The 16,357-nt window shown below is 36.7% G+C and carries 11 protein-coding genes and 3 tRNA genes; 3 read left to right on the top strand and 11 right to left on the bottom strand.

The window, feature by feature from the left end; genetic code table 11:
* Positions 1-131: 131 nt before the first annotated feature.
* Positions 132-1,520 carry a dipeptidase gene (locus BHE19_RS03700; RefSeq protein WP_017494733.1) on the bottom strand — a complete coding sequence of 463 codons (1,389 nt, stop codon included), beginning with the start codon at positions 1,518-1,520 and terminating at the stop codon, positions 132-134.
* Positions 1,521-1,640: 120 nt separating this feature from the next.
* Between BHE19_RS03700 and BHE19_RS03705 the strand changes: the two genes are divergently transcribed.
* A tRNA-Leu gene (locus tag BHE19_RS03705) sits at positions 1,641-1,722 on the top strand.
* Positions 1,723-2,396: 674 nt separating this feature from the next.
* Here BHE19_RS03705 and BHE19_RS03710 read toward each other — a convergent pair.
* Positions 2,397-2,630, bottom strand: coding sequence for a hypothetical protein (locus BHE19_RS03710; RefSeq protein ID WP_026109791.1), 234 nt, complete (start codon positions 2,628-2,630; stop codon positions 2,397-2,399).
* Positions 2,631-2,712: 82 nt separating this feature from the next.
* On the opposite strand from BHE19_RS03710, the gene BHE19_RS03715 reads away from it, so the two are divergent.
* A complete protein-coding gene (locus tag BHE19_RS03715) occupies positions 2,713-2,943 on the top strand; it encodes a helix-turn-helix domain-containing protein (protein WP_017494716.1) in 231 nt (76 codons plus the stop codon).
* 260 nt (positions 2,944-3,203) lie between these two features.
* On the opposite strand, the gene BHE19_RS03720 is transcribed toward BHE19_RS03715, so the two are convergent.
* The 9 genes from BHE19_RS03720 to trxA all read right to left on the bottom strand — a co-directional run bounded on the left by BHE19_RS03720 (position 3,204) and on the right by trxA (position 13,609).
* Positions 3,204-4,787, bottom strand: a complete 1,584-nt coding sequence (locus BHE19_RS03720; RefSeq protein ID WP_070906029.1) for an MFS transporter — start codon at positions 4,785-4,787, stop codon at positions 3,204-3,206.
* Between the two features lies 1 nt (position 4,788).
* Positions 4,789-5,838: an HlyD family secretion protein gene (locus tag BHE19_RS03725; RefSeq protein WP_070906030.1), complete on the bottom strand. Its 1,050-nt coding sequence runs from the start codon at positions 5,836-5,838 to the stop codon at positions 4,789-4,791.
* Between the two features lie 63 nt (positions 5,839-5,901).
* Entirely contained in the window at positions 5,902-7,251 is a 1,350-nt protein-coding gene (locus BHE19_RS03730; protein ID WP_070906031.1) for a TolC family protein, read from the bottom strand.
* A gap of 366 nt (positions 7,252-7,617) precedes the next feature.
* Positions 7,618-8,439 carry a helix-turn-helix transcriptional regulator gene (locus tag BHE19_RS03735; RefSeq protein WP_017494712.1) on the bottom strand — a complete coding sequence of 274 codons (822 nt, stop codon included), beginning with the start codon at positions 8,437-8,439 and terminating at the stop codon, positions 7,618-7,620.
* A gap of 241 nt (positions 8,440-8,680) precedes the next feature.
* A tRNA-Asp gene (locus tag BHE19_RS03740) sits at positions 8,681-8,754 on the bottom strand.
* 588 nt (positions 8,755-9,342) lie between these two features.
* Positions 9,343-9,416: transfer RNA gene (locus tag BHE19_RS03750), tRNA-Asp, on the bottom strand.
* 86 nt (positions 9,417-9,502) lie between these two features.
* Positions 9,503-10,429, bottom strand: coding sequence for a DUF58 domain-containing protein (locus tag BHE19_RS03755; protein WP_070906033.1), 927 nt, complete (start codon positions 10,427-10,429; stop codon positions 9,503-9,505).
* Entirely contained in the window at positions 10,426-12,999 is a 2,574-nt protein-coding gene (locus BHE19_RS03760; RefSeq protein ID WP_070906034.1) for a M1 family aminopeptidase, read from the bottom strand. Before BHE19_RS03760 ends, BHE19_RS03755 begins: the two co-directional genes overlap by 4 nt.
* Before the next feature lie 292 nt (positions 13,000-13,291).
* Positions 13,292-13,609 (bottom strand): thioredoxin, encoded by a 318-nt coding sequence (trxA, locus tag BHE19_RS03765; protein WP_012023423.1) that lies wholly within the window; start codon positions 13,607-13,609, stop codon positions 13,292-13,294.
* A gap of 244 nt (positions 13,610-13,853) precedes the next feature.
* Here trxA and BHE19_RS03770 point away from each other — a divergent pair, with 244 nt between their 5' ends.
* Complete coding sequence (locus tag BHE19_RS03770; RefSeq protein ID WP_070906035.1) at positions 13,854-16,316, top strand: AsmA family protein; 2,463 nt, start codon at positions 13,854-13,856, stop codon at positions 16,314-16,316.
* Positions 16,317-16,357: the final 41 nt, after the last annotated feature.

Raw genomic sequence — 16,357 nt, forward strand, 5'->3', positions numbered from 1 at the left:
CGGCGGAAACACCCATAAAAAAATCCGCTCATTTCTGAACGGATTTTGCATCTTAAGATTTATTTTTTTACATCTTAGCGAACCAAAAAACAGCGAGCTTAGCGTAAATCGTTGCGTTCTTTGCGGTTAAATTACTTCGAAAGCTCTACAAAATATTTGTAAAACAACGGAATAGTTTCGATTCCTTTTAAGTAATTAAAGATTCCGAAATGCTCGTTTGGCGAGTGAATGGCATCACTGTCTAAACCGAAGCCCATTAAAATAGTTTTACTTTTTAGTTCTTTTTCAAACAAAGCCACAATCGGAATACTACCTCCTGAACGAACCGGAATTGCAGGCACTCCAAAAGTTTCTGTATAGGCTTTGTTGGCCGCCTGGTATCCAATACTGTCAATTGGCGTTACATAACCCTGACCTCCGTGGTGCGGCGTTACTTTTACCGTAACTCCGGCCGGAGCAATGTTTGTAAAATGCTTCGTGAAAAGTTCTGTGATTTCTTCCCAGTCCTGACCCGGAACCAAACGCATCGAGATTTTAGCAAAAGCCTTACTCGCGATAACCGTTTTAGCACCTTCACCGGTATATCCGCCCCAGATTCCGTTTACATCTAAAGTTGGACGAATAGAGTTGCGCTCGTTCGTTACATATCCTTTTTCACCGTAAACATCGTTTAAATTTAAGGCTTTTTTATATTTTTCTAAGCTAAAAGGCGCTTTTGCCATTTCGGCTCTTTCTTCAAGAGATAATTCCTGTACTTTATCGTAGAACCCAGGAATCGTAATATGATTGTCTTCGTCGTGAAGCGCAGCAATCATTTTAGCCAAAATATTAATTGGATTCGCTACAGCTCCACCATATAGACCGGAATGTAAATCACGGTTTGGTCCTGTAACTTCAACCTCAACATAACTCAAACCTCTTAAACCTGTCGTGATCGATGGCTGTTGGTTCGAAATCATTCCCGTATCAGAAATTAAGATCACGTCGTTTTTCAGTTTTTCCTGATTGCGTTCTACAAACCACGCTAAACTTGCTGAACCTACTTCTTCTTCCCCTTCGATCATGAATTTTACGTTACAAGGCAATACATTGTTCTGAACCATGTATTCCAACGCTTTTACGTGCATGTACATCTGACCTTTGTCGTCACAGGCACCACGAGCGAAGATCGCACCCTCAGGATGAATCTCTGTTGTTTTGATTACAGGCTCAAAAGGTGGCGAAGTCCATAATTCTAATGGATCTGGTGGTTGAACATCATAATGTCCGTAAACCAAAACCGTTGGTAAATTTGGGTCGATTATTTTCTCTCCATAAATAATTGGGTACCCCGGAGTGTCACAAGTTTCGACAAAATCGCAGCCTGCTTTCGATAAACTTTCTTTTACTGCTTCGGCAGTATCAATAACATCTTGGGAGTATGCAGTGTCGGCACTTACCGACGGAATCTTTAATAATTCGATCAATTCATTGATAAACCGATCTTTATGTTGTTGAACGTAGGACTTAATATTTTCCATTTAAATTATTTTTATAGAAATCCAAAAGTACAAAAAAGAGAATTAATATTTTTTTCGAAATTTTTCATTTTTTTTCTTTGAATATTCGAAAGTATGTCTATCTTTGCACCCACAATAGCCGCGGATATGGTGAAATTGGTAGACATGCCAGACTTAGGATCTGGTGCCGCAAGGCGTGTAGGTTCGAGTCCTATTATCCGCACCGAAAAAAAGCTTCTGAGAAATCAGAAGCTTTTTTGTTTTAGTAAATATCTTCCTTCTAAAAGCGATCAGGTGCAAAAATACCTATCAATAACAAAGTAATTTCTATCTGAAAACCTTACGACTTTACTTTATCAAAATAAATATCAAGCTTCCTATTTTAATATACAAACCGATATAAAACACACAAACACATCATTATCTTTGTTTTAACATTTTTTAATTAGAAAAAAACTTACTTTTACATGTGTTTATCAACCTTGACTTTAAGCCTTTTTTTTATGAATAAAAATCCAAACCGAATAAGATTATTCCTGAGAATAATCGGCACATTATCAATAATGATCTTTTTTGTTTCAAAAGCACTTGAAATAAACAACAAATTCACTGACTACCTATTGATTTTAAGCGTACTATGCTTTTCAATAATTATACTATACGCCTTAATAAAGTATTTAAAAAACAATTACTTTGTTAAATAAATCAGATCATAATACTCTCTATGTCATTCTAAATTTACGCCCCAAATTAATCTCAATGACAAAGAATCTTGGAGCAGGAAAGAATTCTTAAATACTCTCAAAAATGCGAAAGTCTCTACATTATGAGATTTCCGCATTTTTTTTAGTTTATCTCTTCATAAAAAATGAAGACACTTAAAGCATAACTTTCTTTTCACTCCACATCCAAATAAGGATCTAAAATCTCCGCCAATTTATTCAGCCAATAAAAATTATCATCGATATAAGGTAATTCAGATTCCATGGTTTCGCACCCTCGCATGGAAGAAACCGAAAGCGCATAATTTACCTGTCGTAACATTCTTGCCATATCTTTAGGCTCGATAAAATCCTTAAAAAAATCCTTTAGTCTAGTTTCAACATCATTTGAAATATTTATTGTAGCCATAATCTTATTTTTTTTCAAATATAATACATTTAAACACATATATGTATTTAAAAAAAGAAATAAATCTTGTGATTTTTGAAATATGAGCATTTCAGAAGAAACTTTTATTACAAATCTCGGCTTTCACATCAGACAACTTCGTGAAAAAAAAGGTTTATCCCAGCAAGAATTAGCTGATTATTGTAACATACCTCAAAACCAGATTGGCAGAGTAGAAAGAGCTGAAATCAATACCACAGTAAAAACTCTTATAAAAATTGCCAATGCTTTAGATGTCGAACCTAAAGAATTACTTGATTTTCCTTTAAAATAGAGATCATTCGACTAAAGCCTTTTTCTTCAAATCATAAAAAAAACCTCCAGCTAAAGCAGGAGGCTATTTGTATCATTTATTTATTTTCACGTACAGTTTGTCATTTCGACGTAAGGAGAAATCACACTAGAGACTCCGTTCCAATTGTCGTCAATCTTTGTCGAATTACGAGTGCGATTCCTCCTCCGTCGGAATGACAAGATGATGTAGAAACTTTGCGCAAAAAAAACTCACATTTCACAATTCACAACTCAAAACCCTCAGCCTATCCAGATTTTACTTTTCACCAAAGTCATCGTTTGTCTTAAATGCTGATTGCAGGCAATGAGGAAGATCAAAACCAAAAGACTATAGCCCATAATGGTATAAATCTCCATATCGGCCAGTAAAGTAGCTTGTTTGGTAACGGTTCCGAAGATCTTTTTCATGGCTAAAACATTGGCATTGTCTGCCGAATATCCTTTGGCGATAAAACTTTGTGTTGTTGCGGCAATCGTTTGCTGCGCTTCGGGGTTATCACCTGTTACAAACTGACTTAGTTTTAAAAAGTGTTTTTTGTTTAAAAATACGGTCGCATTCTGCATCACGCAAAAGCCAATGGTACTTCCCCAAAAACGTCCCGAAACCCCTACAATTCCAGATGAAGCCGCCATTTTTGAAGGAACCGAAGAAGTCGTAAACAAGATTAACGGAACAAATAAAAATCCCACTCCAATGCCTTGTAAAACATACGGAATGATAATATCCGACAACGCCACATCGGGTACAAAAAGAAACGTAAACCAAAAATGAAACAACGCAATAAGCGAAAAGCCAATGATAAAAATGATTTTGGTCGAAACGGATCTCATCAGAAAAAAAGCCGCCAAAACAAGTCCGATTACATTTCCTAGTCCGTTAATGTATTGCACGCCTGCTACACGCGACGGATCCCAATTCCAAATTGAATACATCGCCGAATGGCACAGACTCAGCGTTGCCCTGCTGATGTAAAAAAGAAAAAACAGCAAAAATCCGATGCGCAGATTGGCATATTTAAAGACTTCAAAATTAAAAGTGGGTCTTTTTACCAAAAGCTCCTTAAAGATAAACAGCCCTCCCGAAATCAGTGCAACGATAAGCGTTAGCACCATCTGAGAAGAATCGAACCAATATTTTTTCTCGGCATAGACAAAAAAGTAAGCACCGCAAAGAATTGCAGTTAAAACCAAAAAATAACTCATCCAGTCGATTTGATACAACGGAATTTTCTTTGTGATTCGGTGCCCACGAAAAGTAACCAAGATTAAAAAAACGTTCAAAACCTGTAATCCGCCCGAGACATACAGCATGTATTTCCAGTCGTAATGGTCCAGAAACCAAACCGCAATATTCATTATAAAAGGTGTCGACAACAACAACGCTCCATAATAAAACGAAAAACCTATGATGATGGCACTTTTAGAATTGAACTGTTCGATCAACAATTGCCTGATCGTAATTACCGGAAGCGCCATCAGGATTCCTTCGGCAATTCTCATAATTAAAAAAAGCGAAAAATTGGTAATATAAGCCGAAGAAACAATCGTAATTCCAATCAAGGAATACACTGCCATGAGGTAATTTTTAGCAGGGAAAAAGCTCGAAAACCTCGCTTCGATTAAAATGGTCGCGAGCAGCGTTCCATAAGTAACACACATAGCAAACTGCAGGTCTTCGGGTTCAATATCGAGAAAACTTGCCGCATAGGTCACATTTGACGTATAAACTCCCAATAAAATCATAGAATGCAGAAGACAGACAAACAAAATAATAATGATTGCCCACTTTGGAACCCAGGATTTAAAAATACTTTTATCTTCCATTTTAGTGTGCTGCAATCACAGTAATATTCATTCCCGCTCTTAAAAAATCGATTTGTTTGTCGTTATCCTTTAACTGAATTCGAACCGGAATTCTTTGTTCGATTTTCACGAAGTTTCCGGTTGCATTATCCGGAGGAAGCAATGAAAATCTTGCTCCACTCGCAGGCGATAATGACGCAATTGTTCCTATAAATGTTTTATCACTTACCGCATCGGCTTTGATTTCGACATTCTGCCCAACGGTTAAATACTGCAATTGCGTTTCTTTAAAATTGGCCGTAATCCATTTTTCCTTACTTACAATCGAAAGCAGGGACTGGCCTTCTTTTACCAATTGTCCGGGCTGCAAAGTTCGTTTCCCGATCCAACCATCGTAAGGCGCTGTAATTATGGTATACGAAAGAAATAAAGCCGCATTATCTGCCGTGGCTTGTCTCGAAGCGATATTGGTTTGCGTGGTTGGCACATTTGCTTCAGCCACCGAAGTACTTAAAGCCGAAGCATGAATTCTGTTTTTCATCTCCTGAAAATGCGCTTGTGCCGACTCGTAATCTGCCTTCACTTTTTCTAATTGCTGAGAAGTTGCCGCTTCTTCACTTACCAAAGCTTTGTACCTTTCGTACTCTAATTTGGTTTTCCAAAGATTCGATTTTGCAGCCTCTAATTGCGCTTCATTAATAGCTGTCGCACTTGCCGTGTTAACCGCATTTTTCTCGGCAACCAGGCTGTTTTGCCTTGCGCTCTGAACATCGGCAAGAGCCACATTCAATTTCGATTGATATTCTCTGTTATCAATAACAACCAAAGTATCTCCCTTGTGCACAAACTGATTTTCATTAAAACGAACTTCCTGCACATAACCCGTAATTCTCGACATAATTGGTGTCACATATTGCTCGACCTGAGCGTCATTAGTTTCCTCATGATTCCTGTTGAAAACATAAAACCAAATTCCCAAAACAATACCGCTTACCACCAATACACTTGCGATAATTGTTATTAACACATGAAACGTTCTGTTTCTTCTAGTCTCATTTTTAATCTTAACCATATTTTCGTCTATTCTCTATATTCTATTTTCTATTTTCCAACATCTAACATTTAACATCTAACCCTACGGAAGCATTCCCGCCGTACGCAGCAGTTCGTAATGTTTTAAAATCGCATCCAGTCGTGTGGCAACTTTATTGTATTTTGCCTGAAGCAAAGCATTATCAGCATCGACCATTTCGGTTATTAAAACCAATTGATTCATATATTTCAATTTTACAATACGGTAATTTTCATCGGCCAAATCCAAAGCTTTATCCACTACAACAAACTTTTCAAGGATCTCCTGATACTGTGTATGCTCTCTAAAAAGTTTGTCCTGAATTTCGTCTTTCAGAATCTCAGATTGCATTTCCTGCCATTTGATTTTGGTATTTGCCTGATCCATTTTGGTCTTGTTTTTATACAAAGAAGAAAGATCGAAAGCAGCTTCAACACCTACTTGCCCCAGTGTGTACAAATATGGATTAGGCGGAAAGAATTTGTAGTTCGGATAATAAAAACCATAGTTCCCAAAAAAATGAACCGTTGGCAGATAATTTCCTTTAACCAGTTTCAATTCTGTTTTGCTAATATTCAGTTCCTGACTGGCAATTCGCATCTCCTCATTATTCAAAGCCTTATTCAGATAAAAATCATACGGATCTAAACCGTTCATTTCATCCAAATTGGCCGCCGTATCGATTGCTATTTCTTCGTTTTCCGGAAGTTGAATTAGAGTTTTCAGATCGTGAAGCGCAATTTTTATGTTTTTGGAATTTGTAAGCGCATTTAATTCACGATCCGAAAGCTGTAATTCGGCCCTGATAACTTCATTTTTAGTCACTGCCCCATGTTTTCGGAGCGACTGTACTTCTTTCAATCGGCTTTTCTCTTCTTTGATGTTTTCTTCAAAAATCTTTTGCAGCTCCATCATCTTATAAATCGCCAGATAATTTGCCACAACTTCGAGTTCGACATCATTTTCGACCTTTTCTGTTTTTATCTTAGCAATTTCACTCTCCTGATTGGCAATTTTGATGGCGTTATTTATTTTATTTCCGGCGTAGATTGGCATTTTAAAAGTCGAACTCACCTCATAGAGTTCCGGAATCGCCTTTGTAACTTCTTTTCCGTTTAAAAACCCGTTTCCTTTGAATTCGGTAATATTAGTAATTCTGGAATACATACCGCTTAGTTGTACATCAGGCAATCGGAGTTCTTTTCTTTCTTTAATGTTTTGCTCTGAGAGCGTAATCTCAAGTTGAGATCTGAGGATTTTTTTGTTGTTTTCTTTGGCCAGCTTCAAAGCTTCTTTCAGCGAAACCGAATGAACTTCCTGCGCTTTTATGCCGTTAAATGCTAATACAAGTAAAAATAAGAGCAGGATTTTAGGAAAACAATCGTTCGTAGAATTTGTTGTTTTAAGGAACATGAATACATAAATAATTTAAGCTGCAAAGTTCCTTCATTTTTCTCATTGACTGATAATTCTAAAAAGTCAAAAACATATTCATTTCGGACAAATGTTAAAATCGGATTTTTCGAAAACGTTATATTAAAACACTGGAAAACAATTTATTACAAAATAGATTTGGATTGTGATTTTTCACGCAGATTTTAAAGGATTTAAGCTGATGAAGCTGATTTTTATTTTTTCCCTCTTGCAGATTCCGCAGATTGAGCAGATTATTAAAGAGTTAAAAAAACTGGGGAATCTGCGAGAGAAAATTTTTAGCGTGAAATAATGGAATCTGTCAAATCAGCCTAAATCTGGATAAATCAGCGTGAAACAAAATTTTTACTTTTGCTCCAAAATCTCTTCACCGTTTAAGTAATCGGAAGGTCTTTGTCCTAAAATCTTAAAAAAAGTATTACTAAAAGTTGGAACACTATTATATCCAACTTCTTCGGCTACCTCTTTCACCGAAAGCTTTCTTTCTAATAACAACTCGATTGCTTTTAAAATTCTTCGAATAGTATAATATTGAATAAAGGACATTCCAAGATCTTTTTGAAACAAGCGATACAAAGAGCGTTCGCTATATCCGAATTCATGTGCAACATCAGCAAATAAAATCGTTTCTCCCAGATTATTCTCGATATGACGTAAAATCTTTCCAAGTCGTTTGTCTTTTGGCTGCGGTAATCCCAAAGGCAAATTCGTAGTACATATTTGGGGCAGAATCGCTTTTATAGCTTTGGCGATGGTAAAGTTTGGAGTTCCTTTCTCAAGATCGCCATTCCATCGATTCGTAAAAAGCATCATTTGAAGCAGTAAATTATTCACCGGATAAATTCCCTCGTTCTTATAAAACTCATTTTCGTCTTTTTCAACCGGAAAATACAGGTTTCGCATCGTAACATTTTCCGATTTCGGTTCAATGCTGTGCTCCACTCCACTCGGAATCCATATAAAATGACGTGCCGGTAAAAAATAGGTTTTAGTTTCGGTCGTTACAAAAACAACATCACCTTCGGCATACAACAACTGTGCTTTGTCGTGTTTATGTGTAGGCACAAACAACTCCCCCATCAAATCGTGGTGACAGTAAATGCTTTTTTTATCGGCATCTACTTTTTTGATGTAATACTTATCTAATTTCTGACCTGAATATTCCATTGGAGTTTATACAATGTTTTTGCAACTTTAAATATAAGAAATTTAAATTCCAATTGTTTGAAATACCAAATTCCAAAGCTGAACCATTAAGACTTAACCGCAAAGTCCTCAAAGAAAAAAACGCAAAGTTCGCAAAGCTAAATTAAAACTTTGCGAACCTTGCGTAAATCTTAGCGCTCTTTGCGGTTAAATACAAAAAACAAAAAAGCCTTTCCGTTAAGAAAGGCTTTTTCCAATATTGCGGTCTGGACGGGACTCGAACCCGCGACCCCATGCGTGACAGGCATGTATTCTAACCAACTGAACTACCAAACCGTGCGTTATTGCGAGTGCAAAAATACAACAGAATTTCGTTTCTGCAAGCATTTTTTACGAATAAATTTCAATTAATTTTTAATCAATTAGATTCCAATATTTTAAAATTTGACCATAAAATCAAAAAAGAAGAATTTACTTTCTTTTTAACCTCAAAGACTACGAACCTCAAAGTACAAAGTCTGCAAAACTTATAAAAAACTTTGCAAACTTCGCGTAAATCTTAGCACACCTTACGACTAAACCAAACAAATAAAACCAAAAAATCCACAAAGCTTATAAAAAACTTTGCGGACTTTGCGTAAACCTTAGCGAACCTTGCGGTTAAACCAAACAAGTAAAAACAAAAAAGCCCACAAAGCTTATAAAAAACTTTGCGGACTTTGCGTAAACCTTAGCGAACCTTGCGGTTAAAATCAGAATAGCCTTAAATCAAAAAAGCCATCCACAAAAGTGGAAAGCTTTTCATTGGTCTAACTACTAAACCAGCTACGAGTTACAAAGTCGTAGCAAAACAACACAACTAATCTTAGATACCGTATTTGGGCAAAAAAGCCTTTCCGTTAAGAAAGGCTTTTCCCAATATTGCGGTCTGGACGGGACTCGAACCCGCGACCCCATGCGTGACAGGCATGTATTCTAACCAACTGAACTACCAAACCTCTGCGTTATTGCGGTTGCAAAGATAGTACAGAATTTCGTTTCTGCAAGTGTTTTTGTAAAAAAAATTAAATAAATTTTAAATTATTTAGCCAAAGTTTTGTTTTTCAACTAAATATGTCGTCAATATTTTTTCAAAATTGTCGCCTACATTTACCGGAACGTACTTAATATGGTTCTTTGCACAAGTTAAAGCCAGATTTTTAAAATAGCCTTCTACCCTTTTTTCATATTCCGCTTTTACATTATCCGCAAAAATCGATACTTCTTCACCTGATTCCAGGTCAATAAATTTGCGCGGCGTGTTATCAAAGTCAAATTTCAATTCGGTTTGATCGTCAACTACGTGAAACAGTACTACTTTATGTTTGTTGTGTTTCAGATGCTGTAAGGCGTTAAAAAGCTTCTCATCCTCTTCGGCCTGAAACATATCTGTAAAAAGAATAATCATCGAACGACGATGCATTTTCTCTGCAATCTGATGCAAATACGTAATTGTATCTGTACTTTTTTTGCTTTTTGGCTGTTCCAGTAACTGTTCTAATTTATTGAGCAGCATTCTGTGATGGCGATCACTTCCTTTCTCGGGAGCATAATATTCATAACTGTCCGAGAACACGCTCAAACCAACAGCATCACGTTGTTTTTTAAGGATATTCATCAATACAGCAGACGCCAGAACAGAAAACCCAATTTTCTTTTCGTAAAAGGGCTGATTTGATTTTAGTTCAGGATAATGCATAGACGATGAATTATCGACAATAATATGACACCTCAAATTAGTCTCTTCCTCAAAACGTTTGGTGTACAAACGATCTGTTTTGGCAAACAGCTTCCAGTCGATATGTTTGGTGCTTTCTCCGGCATTATACACTTTATGCTCCGCAAATTCGGCCGAAAACCCATGAAACGGACTTTTGTGCATCCCCGAAATAAACCCTTCTACCACCTGATTCGCCAACATTTCGAGATGTTGAAAACTGGAGACTTTTTCTATTTCCGATTCAATTTTCATTCGGTTTCTTTTTTAATATTTTGTGCGCGGTACAAACCGTCGGTTGCCTGCATTAATTTTCTTTTCAGAATGGGACTAAAATTAGGATTCTCTTTTAAAAATCGCTGTACCTCATCAAAAGCATATTTCGACGAATATTTCCCAATGGTATTGTTCAGCCAGTCTTTTGGAAAGAAGATATCTCCCGTTCTCTGAATTTCATCAACCAAATCTAGTGAAAATCTAATATACCTCTGAGCACTTTCCTGACGTAATGGATGATTTATATTTGCCAAACCGACAGAAACCCATGCTTCTTTTTCTCTGTTGGCATCGTCTTTTAAAGATTGCACAAAAGCATCGCGCCCCCCTTCGTCTTTAGATAATGAAGGAAGCAGAAATTCAAATCGTTTTTGCTTGTCGGGATTACTAATTGAAGTTTTGGTTTTATTCAAAATCTCATCTGCTTTTTCATGCTTAAAAATTGCCAGATTCATGGCCATGTTCGTATAATCGTCTTCGTTTAATTTCAAACCTGAAATTACCGTTTCTTTACTCCAAATCGCATATAGTTTTACCTTTCCTGAATCTGAATAAGCAATCGAACTGAACAAATTAAACAATGTTTTCTTGATATTGCTAGGCAAATTGGTCTTCAAACGATCGAAAACTACTTCTTCAAGCTGTTTTTGTGCTCTATTTTGCTGTTTTTGCGTGAGATATTTCCAAAAAACAGCACTGGTTTGATTAGTAATTATTTTCAGCACCAATTCGTTTTGCTCCTGCTGAATTCCTTTCACAAAACAATCAAAAGCTTTTGTTGGAGCAATATTTCCCGTTAAGGTATTTTCATAAATATTAATGTAAGTCGAAGCCCTTGCCACCTCATCCTTTAAACTCAAAACAGACTCTAAATTATTTCCGTCAAGCGGAAAAACACCATATCCAAAACCATTATAATTGTAAATAACAGCTATTGGTTTTTCAAGTCCAATTGCTTCTTTCAGCGACAGACTTTTGTCTTTTATAGTAGCACTGATCACTTTTACGTTGTTGGGATAAACCAAACCAATATCAAAAATCTGAGGCCATACATTAGTCGAACGATCTTCTGCCTGCTGTGTAATTTCAAAGCTCGAAATTCGGTTTTGAGCATCGTAGGCAATCTTATCCGTAAAAATGGCTCTTCCAGATTTATTTACCCAGACTTCGCTCCATTTTTTCATATCCAAAGGTGTTTCGGCATCCAGAATTTCTACCAGATTGTTCCAGTCAGCATTGTCGTTGGCGTACTTTTTAATATACTTTTCGATTCCTTTCTGAAAAGCTGTTTTTCCCATTGAAGCTTCTAACTGACGCATCATAATAGGTGCTTTGTTGTAAATAATGGCTCCGTAAAGTGATCCTGCATTTTTAAGATTGGCAAGATTTTGCTTGATTGGATGCGTACCCAACGAACGATCCTCGCCATATGCATTAGGATAGTGTGCCGTTAAAAATTGTAAATTATGATTGACTTTAGGAAAAATCGGATTCATTATTTTGTCGGCCATGAAATTGGCAAAAACCTCTTTCATCCAGACATCGTCAAACCATTTCATGGTAACCAAATCTCCAAACCACATGTGTGAAGTTTCATGTGCAATCAATTTGGCACGATCGAGTTTCTCGCTATCTGTAGCACTATTATCCAGAAACAAAGTTGATTCTTTATATTGTATCGCTCCAACATGCTCCATTCCGCCATACTGAAAAACAGGAATCGAAGCAAAATCTAACTTCTGAAACGGAAATTTATAATGCGTATATTTTTCTAAAAAATCTAAGGATTGCTGGTGCAGTTTAAAGATAGTATCAGTGCTGCTTTTTAGTTTTTCTGCATTGTTTTCGCGGTACAACATGGTCATTTCTAAACCTGGTTTCTCCGTGATGCTTTTAAACTTTCCTGCTACAAAAGAGAACAAATAAGTACTCATTTTATCGGATTCTCCAAAGGTGTAACTTGTAAAATCATCTTTTTCAAACTTCTCCTCTACATATGCCCCAGCCAGAACCGACCAGTCTTTTGGAACCGTTAGCTTCAATTTATAAGTTGCTTTAATATCCGGCTGATCCAAACACGGGAATAAAGTGCTGGCACGATCGGGAACCAGTAAAGTATACAAGAAATCATCGTTTCGGTTTAAAGACAAGTCACCTGCAATAAAAGAAATTGCAATCGTATTTTTTCCTTTTACCAAACCTTCTGCAGGAATTATAATATGCCCTTTTTGATGCACAATTGGGATATTTTTCCCGTTTGCTGTAACTGATTTAATATTTTGAGTCTTCTCTTTAAAATCGAGATACAAAGACTCGCTACCGTCAGCAATAACAAGATCCAACACCAATTCCGCATTAATGGATTGCGCTTTTTTCTCCGGAATTTCAAAAGACAAGCCATAAGTGAGTTTAGAAATCTGCTTTTTTCGAAAATGTGCTAACTGTTCTGAAACACCGTCCTCTAAAGTTAATTTTTCTTTTTGTTTCGACTGGGAAAAACCAATTGTAGTAAACACAAAAAAGCAGAGTAAGCTATAGGAAATTTTCATTTTTAAAGGAATATAAGATTCGTTAAAAATAAAAAAAGTTTGCCACTAATCTCACGAATTAGCATGAATTAAAATTCTTTTGCCACAGATTACATAGATTAAAATGATTTTCCAATCTGTGAGAATCATTCTAATCTGTGGCAACCTTTTATAAACACTATTAAAATAAATAATTCGTGCTAATTCGTGAAATTACTTCGCCAGTTCGCTATCGCTCGGGTCGTGGCAAAAAACCAAATAAAAAAGGTCCGACTTTCGTCGAACCTTCTTTATATAAATTATAATCTTTCGATTACAACAAAGCGTCTAAACTATCTGCGTAGGTTTGTTTAGGAGCAACTCCTACTTGTTTTCCTACTACTTCACCGTTATGAAAAACCAAAACAGTTGGTATATTACGAACACCGTATTTTGCAGCAAATTCCTGGTTAGCATCTACATCTACTTTACCTACTACAACTTTACCTGCGTATTCGTCGCTTAATTGGTCAATGATTGGACCAACCATTCTACAAGGACCGCACCATGCTGCCCAAAAATCTACCATTACCGGTTTATCTGACTTCAAAACTACTTCATCAAAAGTAGCATCTGTAATTGCTAATGCCATAATTTTTTGTCTTTTAAAATTATTGTCTGAATTGTTTCGTTTCAAACTAGACCACAAATTTAAAAATTAAATACAAATGAAACACCATAACCAAATTAGTTTTCATTATAAATGTATTGTCATTAATTATATTCATTCAAAAAACAAAAATTATAAGTTTTAACCTACTCAAGTCTGAATTGTATCTTTTTAAAGAAACCTCCATATTTTACCTTATCTTTAAGGATTCAGAAAATTCTTCCCGATGAAAGCCGCTTTACTCCACATCAAAAACTTTTTTCAATCGCTTCATTTAAAAAAATATGTCAGACGTTTTGGCTTTTTCATATTAGGAATCATTGCTTTACTCCTTCTTACTTGTGGTGGATTATCGATTTATTTCAATCAAAATAAAGCCGAAATCATTACCAAGATCAACACTAAAATCAATGAAAACATCAACGGGAAATTTCATATTGGAGATTTTCATTATAAGTTTCTGACTGGTTTTCCCAACTTTACCCTGGCTTTAAAAGAAGTTGAAGTCAAAGACAATCAATGGGCCACGCACCAACACACTTTACTGAAAGCACAGGAAATAGAAGTACGCCTGAACGTTTGGAGTTTAATTCAAAACGAAATCAATATTCACAAAATCCTCATCAACGACGCGGCTATCTATGTGTATAAAGCGCCGAACGGTTATTCGAATGCCAATATTTTTAAACCAAAAAAGAAAAAAGCACCGGAAGAAAAATCAGATACCGAAACTACAATTGACCAGATTGAACTAAACGGAGTTCACTTTACTTTAAACAATTTGCTTGGTCATAAATTGTTTGATTTTGATGTTGATCGCTTACAATCGAAAGTAGAGCATGACGGCGACAACTGGCAAACCGATGTTTATCTAAACACCCAAATTAAAAGTCTTGCCTTTAATACGGTACACGGAAGTTTTGCAAAACAAAAAGAACTCAAAGGCACTTTTGCAGTAGCTTATTCCGCTCCAAAAGAAAGAATTGACGTGGTGACTAAGGACCTAAAAATTGGAACAGACTCTTTTGACATCATCGCTTTTTTTAATCTGGCTAAAGGAAATGCACTTTTCGGAATCAATATCAGTACGTCTATTTTATGGCAAAATGCGTCGAATTTATTATCGGCAAACATCAGTTCTAAGCTTAACCGATTTAATCTGAAAAAAGAGATTGAGGTAAATTGCGACATCAAAGGCGATTTTAATGCCGAAGGTGATCCTAGAATTGTCGTTCAGGCGATCGCCAAAAATAACGAACTTTCTATACCGGATGGATTGATTAAAGACTGCAACTTTAAAGGCATTTTTACCAATAATTTCAAACCAACGGCCGGTTATAACGATGCCAATTCGGCTATTATTTTAACGAAATTTACAGGCGAATACGAAAACATTCCGCTTACCATTCCGCAATTGTCGATCAATAATCTCGAGAAACCACTTGCCACCGGAAATCTAAGTTCTGATTTCGACATTGAAAGACTCAACCAAATAAGCAACGACAAGTGGATTCAGTTTACAAGCGGTCATGCCAAAGCCAACCTGGCGTTTCAGTTTGACATTGTTGATCTGTACATTAACAAACCGCGTTTTATTGGTAAAATAGATGTTGACGACGCCTCGTTTCATTATATTCCGAAGAATGTTCGAGCTGTAAAAACCAACATTCATCTTGACTTTACCGAGAAAGCTTTACTCATCAAACAAATTGCTTACAAACACAATAAGAATACGATTTTCATCGAAGGGGAAATTGACAATTTCCTGAACCTCTATTATGATGCTCCCGAAAAAATGATTGTAAACTGGAAAATCTATTGCCCGAATATCGATCTCAAACAATTTCTGGGCGTTCTGGCCAGTTCACAAAAAGTAAAAGGCCCGGCCAAGACTGCCAAAAGACCCACAATTTCGAATCATCTGAGAAGTGTAATCGACAAATGCTCAGTGGTGATCGATATCAAAGCCGACAAAATCAATTACAACAAACTCGTTGCCACCAATACCACAGCCCGAATTCAGATGCTGGACTCGAAACTGGTCATCAAAAACGGTTCGCTGCAAACGTCCGGAGGCACTATTACTTTTGACAGTGAAGTGGTGCCAAACGGAAAAAACTATGCTTTCAGTTCGAATGCTCAGGTAAACAGGGTCGAAATTGCAAGCTTTTTAAAATCGTTTAACAATTTCGGGATTCAGTCTTTTAGCCCCAACAACATCAAAGGAAAACTAACGAGTACAGCCAGCGTAAACGGTTTTATCAATAGCCGTGGCGAATTAATTAGCAACTCGATACGCGGAAAACTGGGGTTTAAAGTCAATCAGGGCGCTTTGGTTAACTTTGAGCCTATTGTAAAAATCGGCAAGTTTGCCTTTCCGTTTCGCGATGTCGAGAACATCACCTTTAGCGATTTGTCCGGTCAGCTCAATATGCGTGGAGAGCAGATCGACATTAACAATCTCACTATAAGTTCCAACGTGTTAAACATCGATGTCAACGGAATTTACTCTTTTGGCCGAGGCACCAATCTCGCCCTCACCATTCCCCTTCGAAACTCTAAAAACGATGCCAAACTCGCCACCCAAGCCGAACGCGATGCCGTCCGTGAACGCGGGATCGTCCTGCATCTACTTGCTGTTGACGATAACGGAAAAATGAAAATTAAATGGGGAAAGAGGGATAAGTAATTTTTTATCTATCCTTTCAATACAATCTTGTCATTCCGAGG

Source organism: Flavobacterium tructae (assembly GCF_001853485.1).
In the GTDB taxonomy this organism is placed as follows: Bacteria; Bacteroidota; Bacteroidia; order Flavobacteriales; family Flavobacteriaceae; genus Flavobacterium; species Flavobacterium tructae.

Coding starts and splice junctions, on each gene's coding strand:
- BHE19_RS03700 (WP_017494733.1), bottom strand. CDS start 1,520: ATGGAAAATATTAAGTCCTACGTTCAACAACATAAAGATCGGTTTATC.
- BHE19_RS03710 (WP_026109791.1), bottom strand. CDS start 2,630: ATGGCTACAATAAATATTTCAAATGATGTTGAAACTAGACTAAAGGAT.
- BHE19_RS03715 (WP_017494716.1), top strand. CDS start 2,713: ATGAGCATTTCAGAAGAAACTTTTATTACAAATCTCGGCTTTCACATC.
- BHE19_RS03720 (WP_070906029.1), bottom strand. CDS start 4,787: ATGGAAGATAAAAGTATTTTTAAATCCTGGGTTCCAAAGTGGGCAATC.
- BHE19_RS03725 (WP_070906030.1), bottom strand. CDS start 5,838: ATGGTTAAGATTAAAAATGAGACTAGAAGAAACAGAACGTTTCATGTG.
- BHE19_RS03730 (WP_070906031.1), bottom strand. CDS start 7,251: ATGTTCCTTAAAACAACAAATTCTACGAACGATTGTTTTCCTAAAATC.
- BHE19_RS03735 (WP_017494712.1), bottom strand. CDS start 8,439: ATGGAATATTCAGGTCAGAAATTAGATAAGTATTACATCAAAAAAGTA.
- BHE19_RS03755 (WP_070906033.1), bottom strand. CDS start 10,429: ATGAAAATTGAATCGGAAATAGAAAAAGTCTCCAGTTTTCAACATCTC.
- BHE19_RS03760 (WP_070906034.1), bottom strand. CDS start 12,999: ATGAAAATTTCCTATAGCTTACTCTGCTTTTTTGTGTTTACTACAATT.
- trxA (WP_012023423.1), bottom strand. CDS start 13,609: ATGGCATTAGCAATTACAGATGCTACTTTTGATGAAGTAGTTTTGAAG.
- BHE19_RS03770 (WP_070906035.1), top strand. CDS start 13,854: ATGAAAGCCGCTTTACTCCACATCAAAAACTTTTTTCAATCGCTTCAT.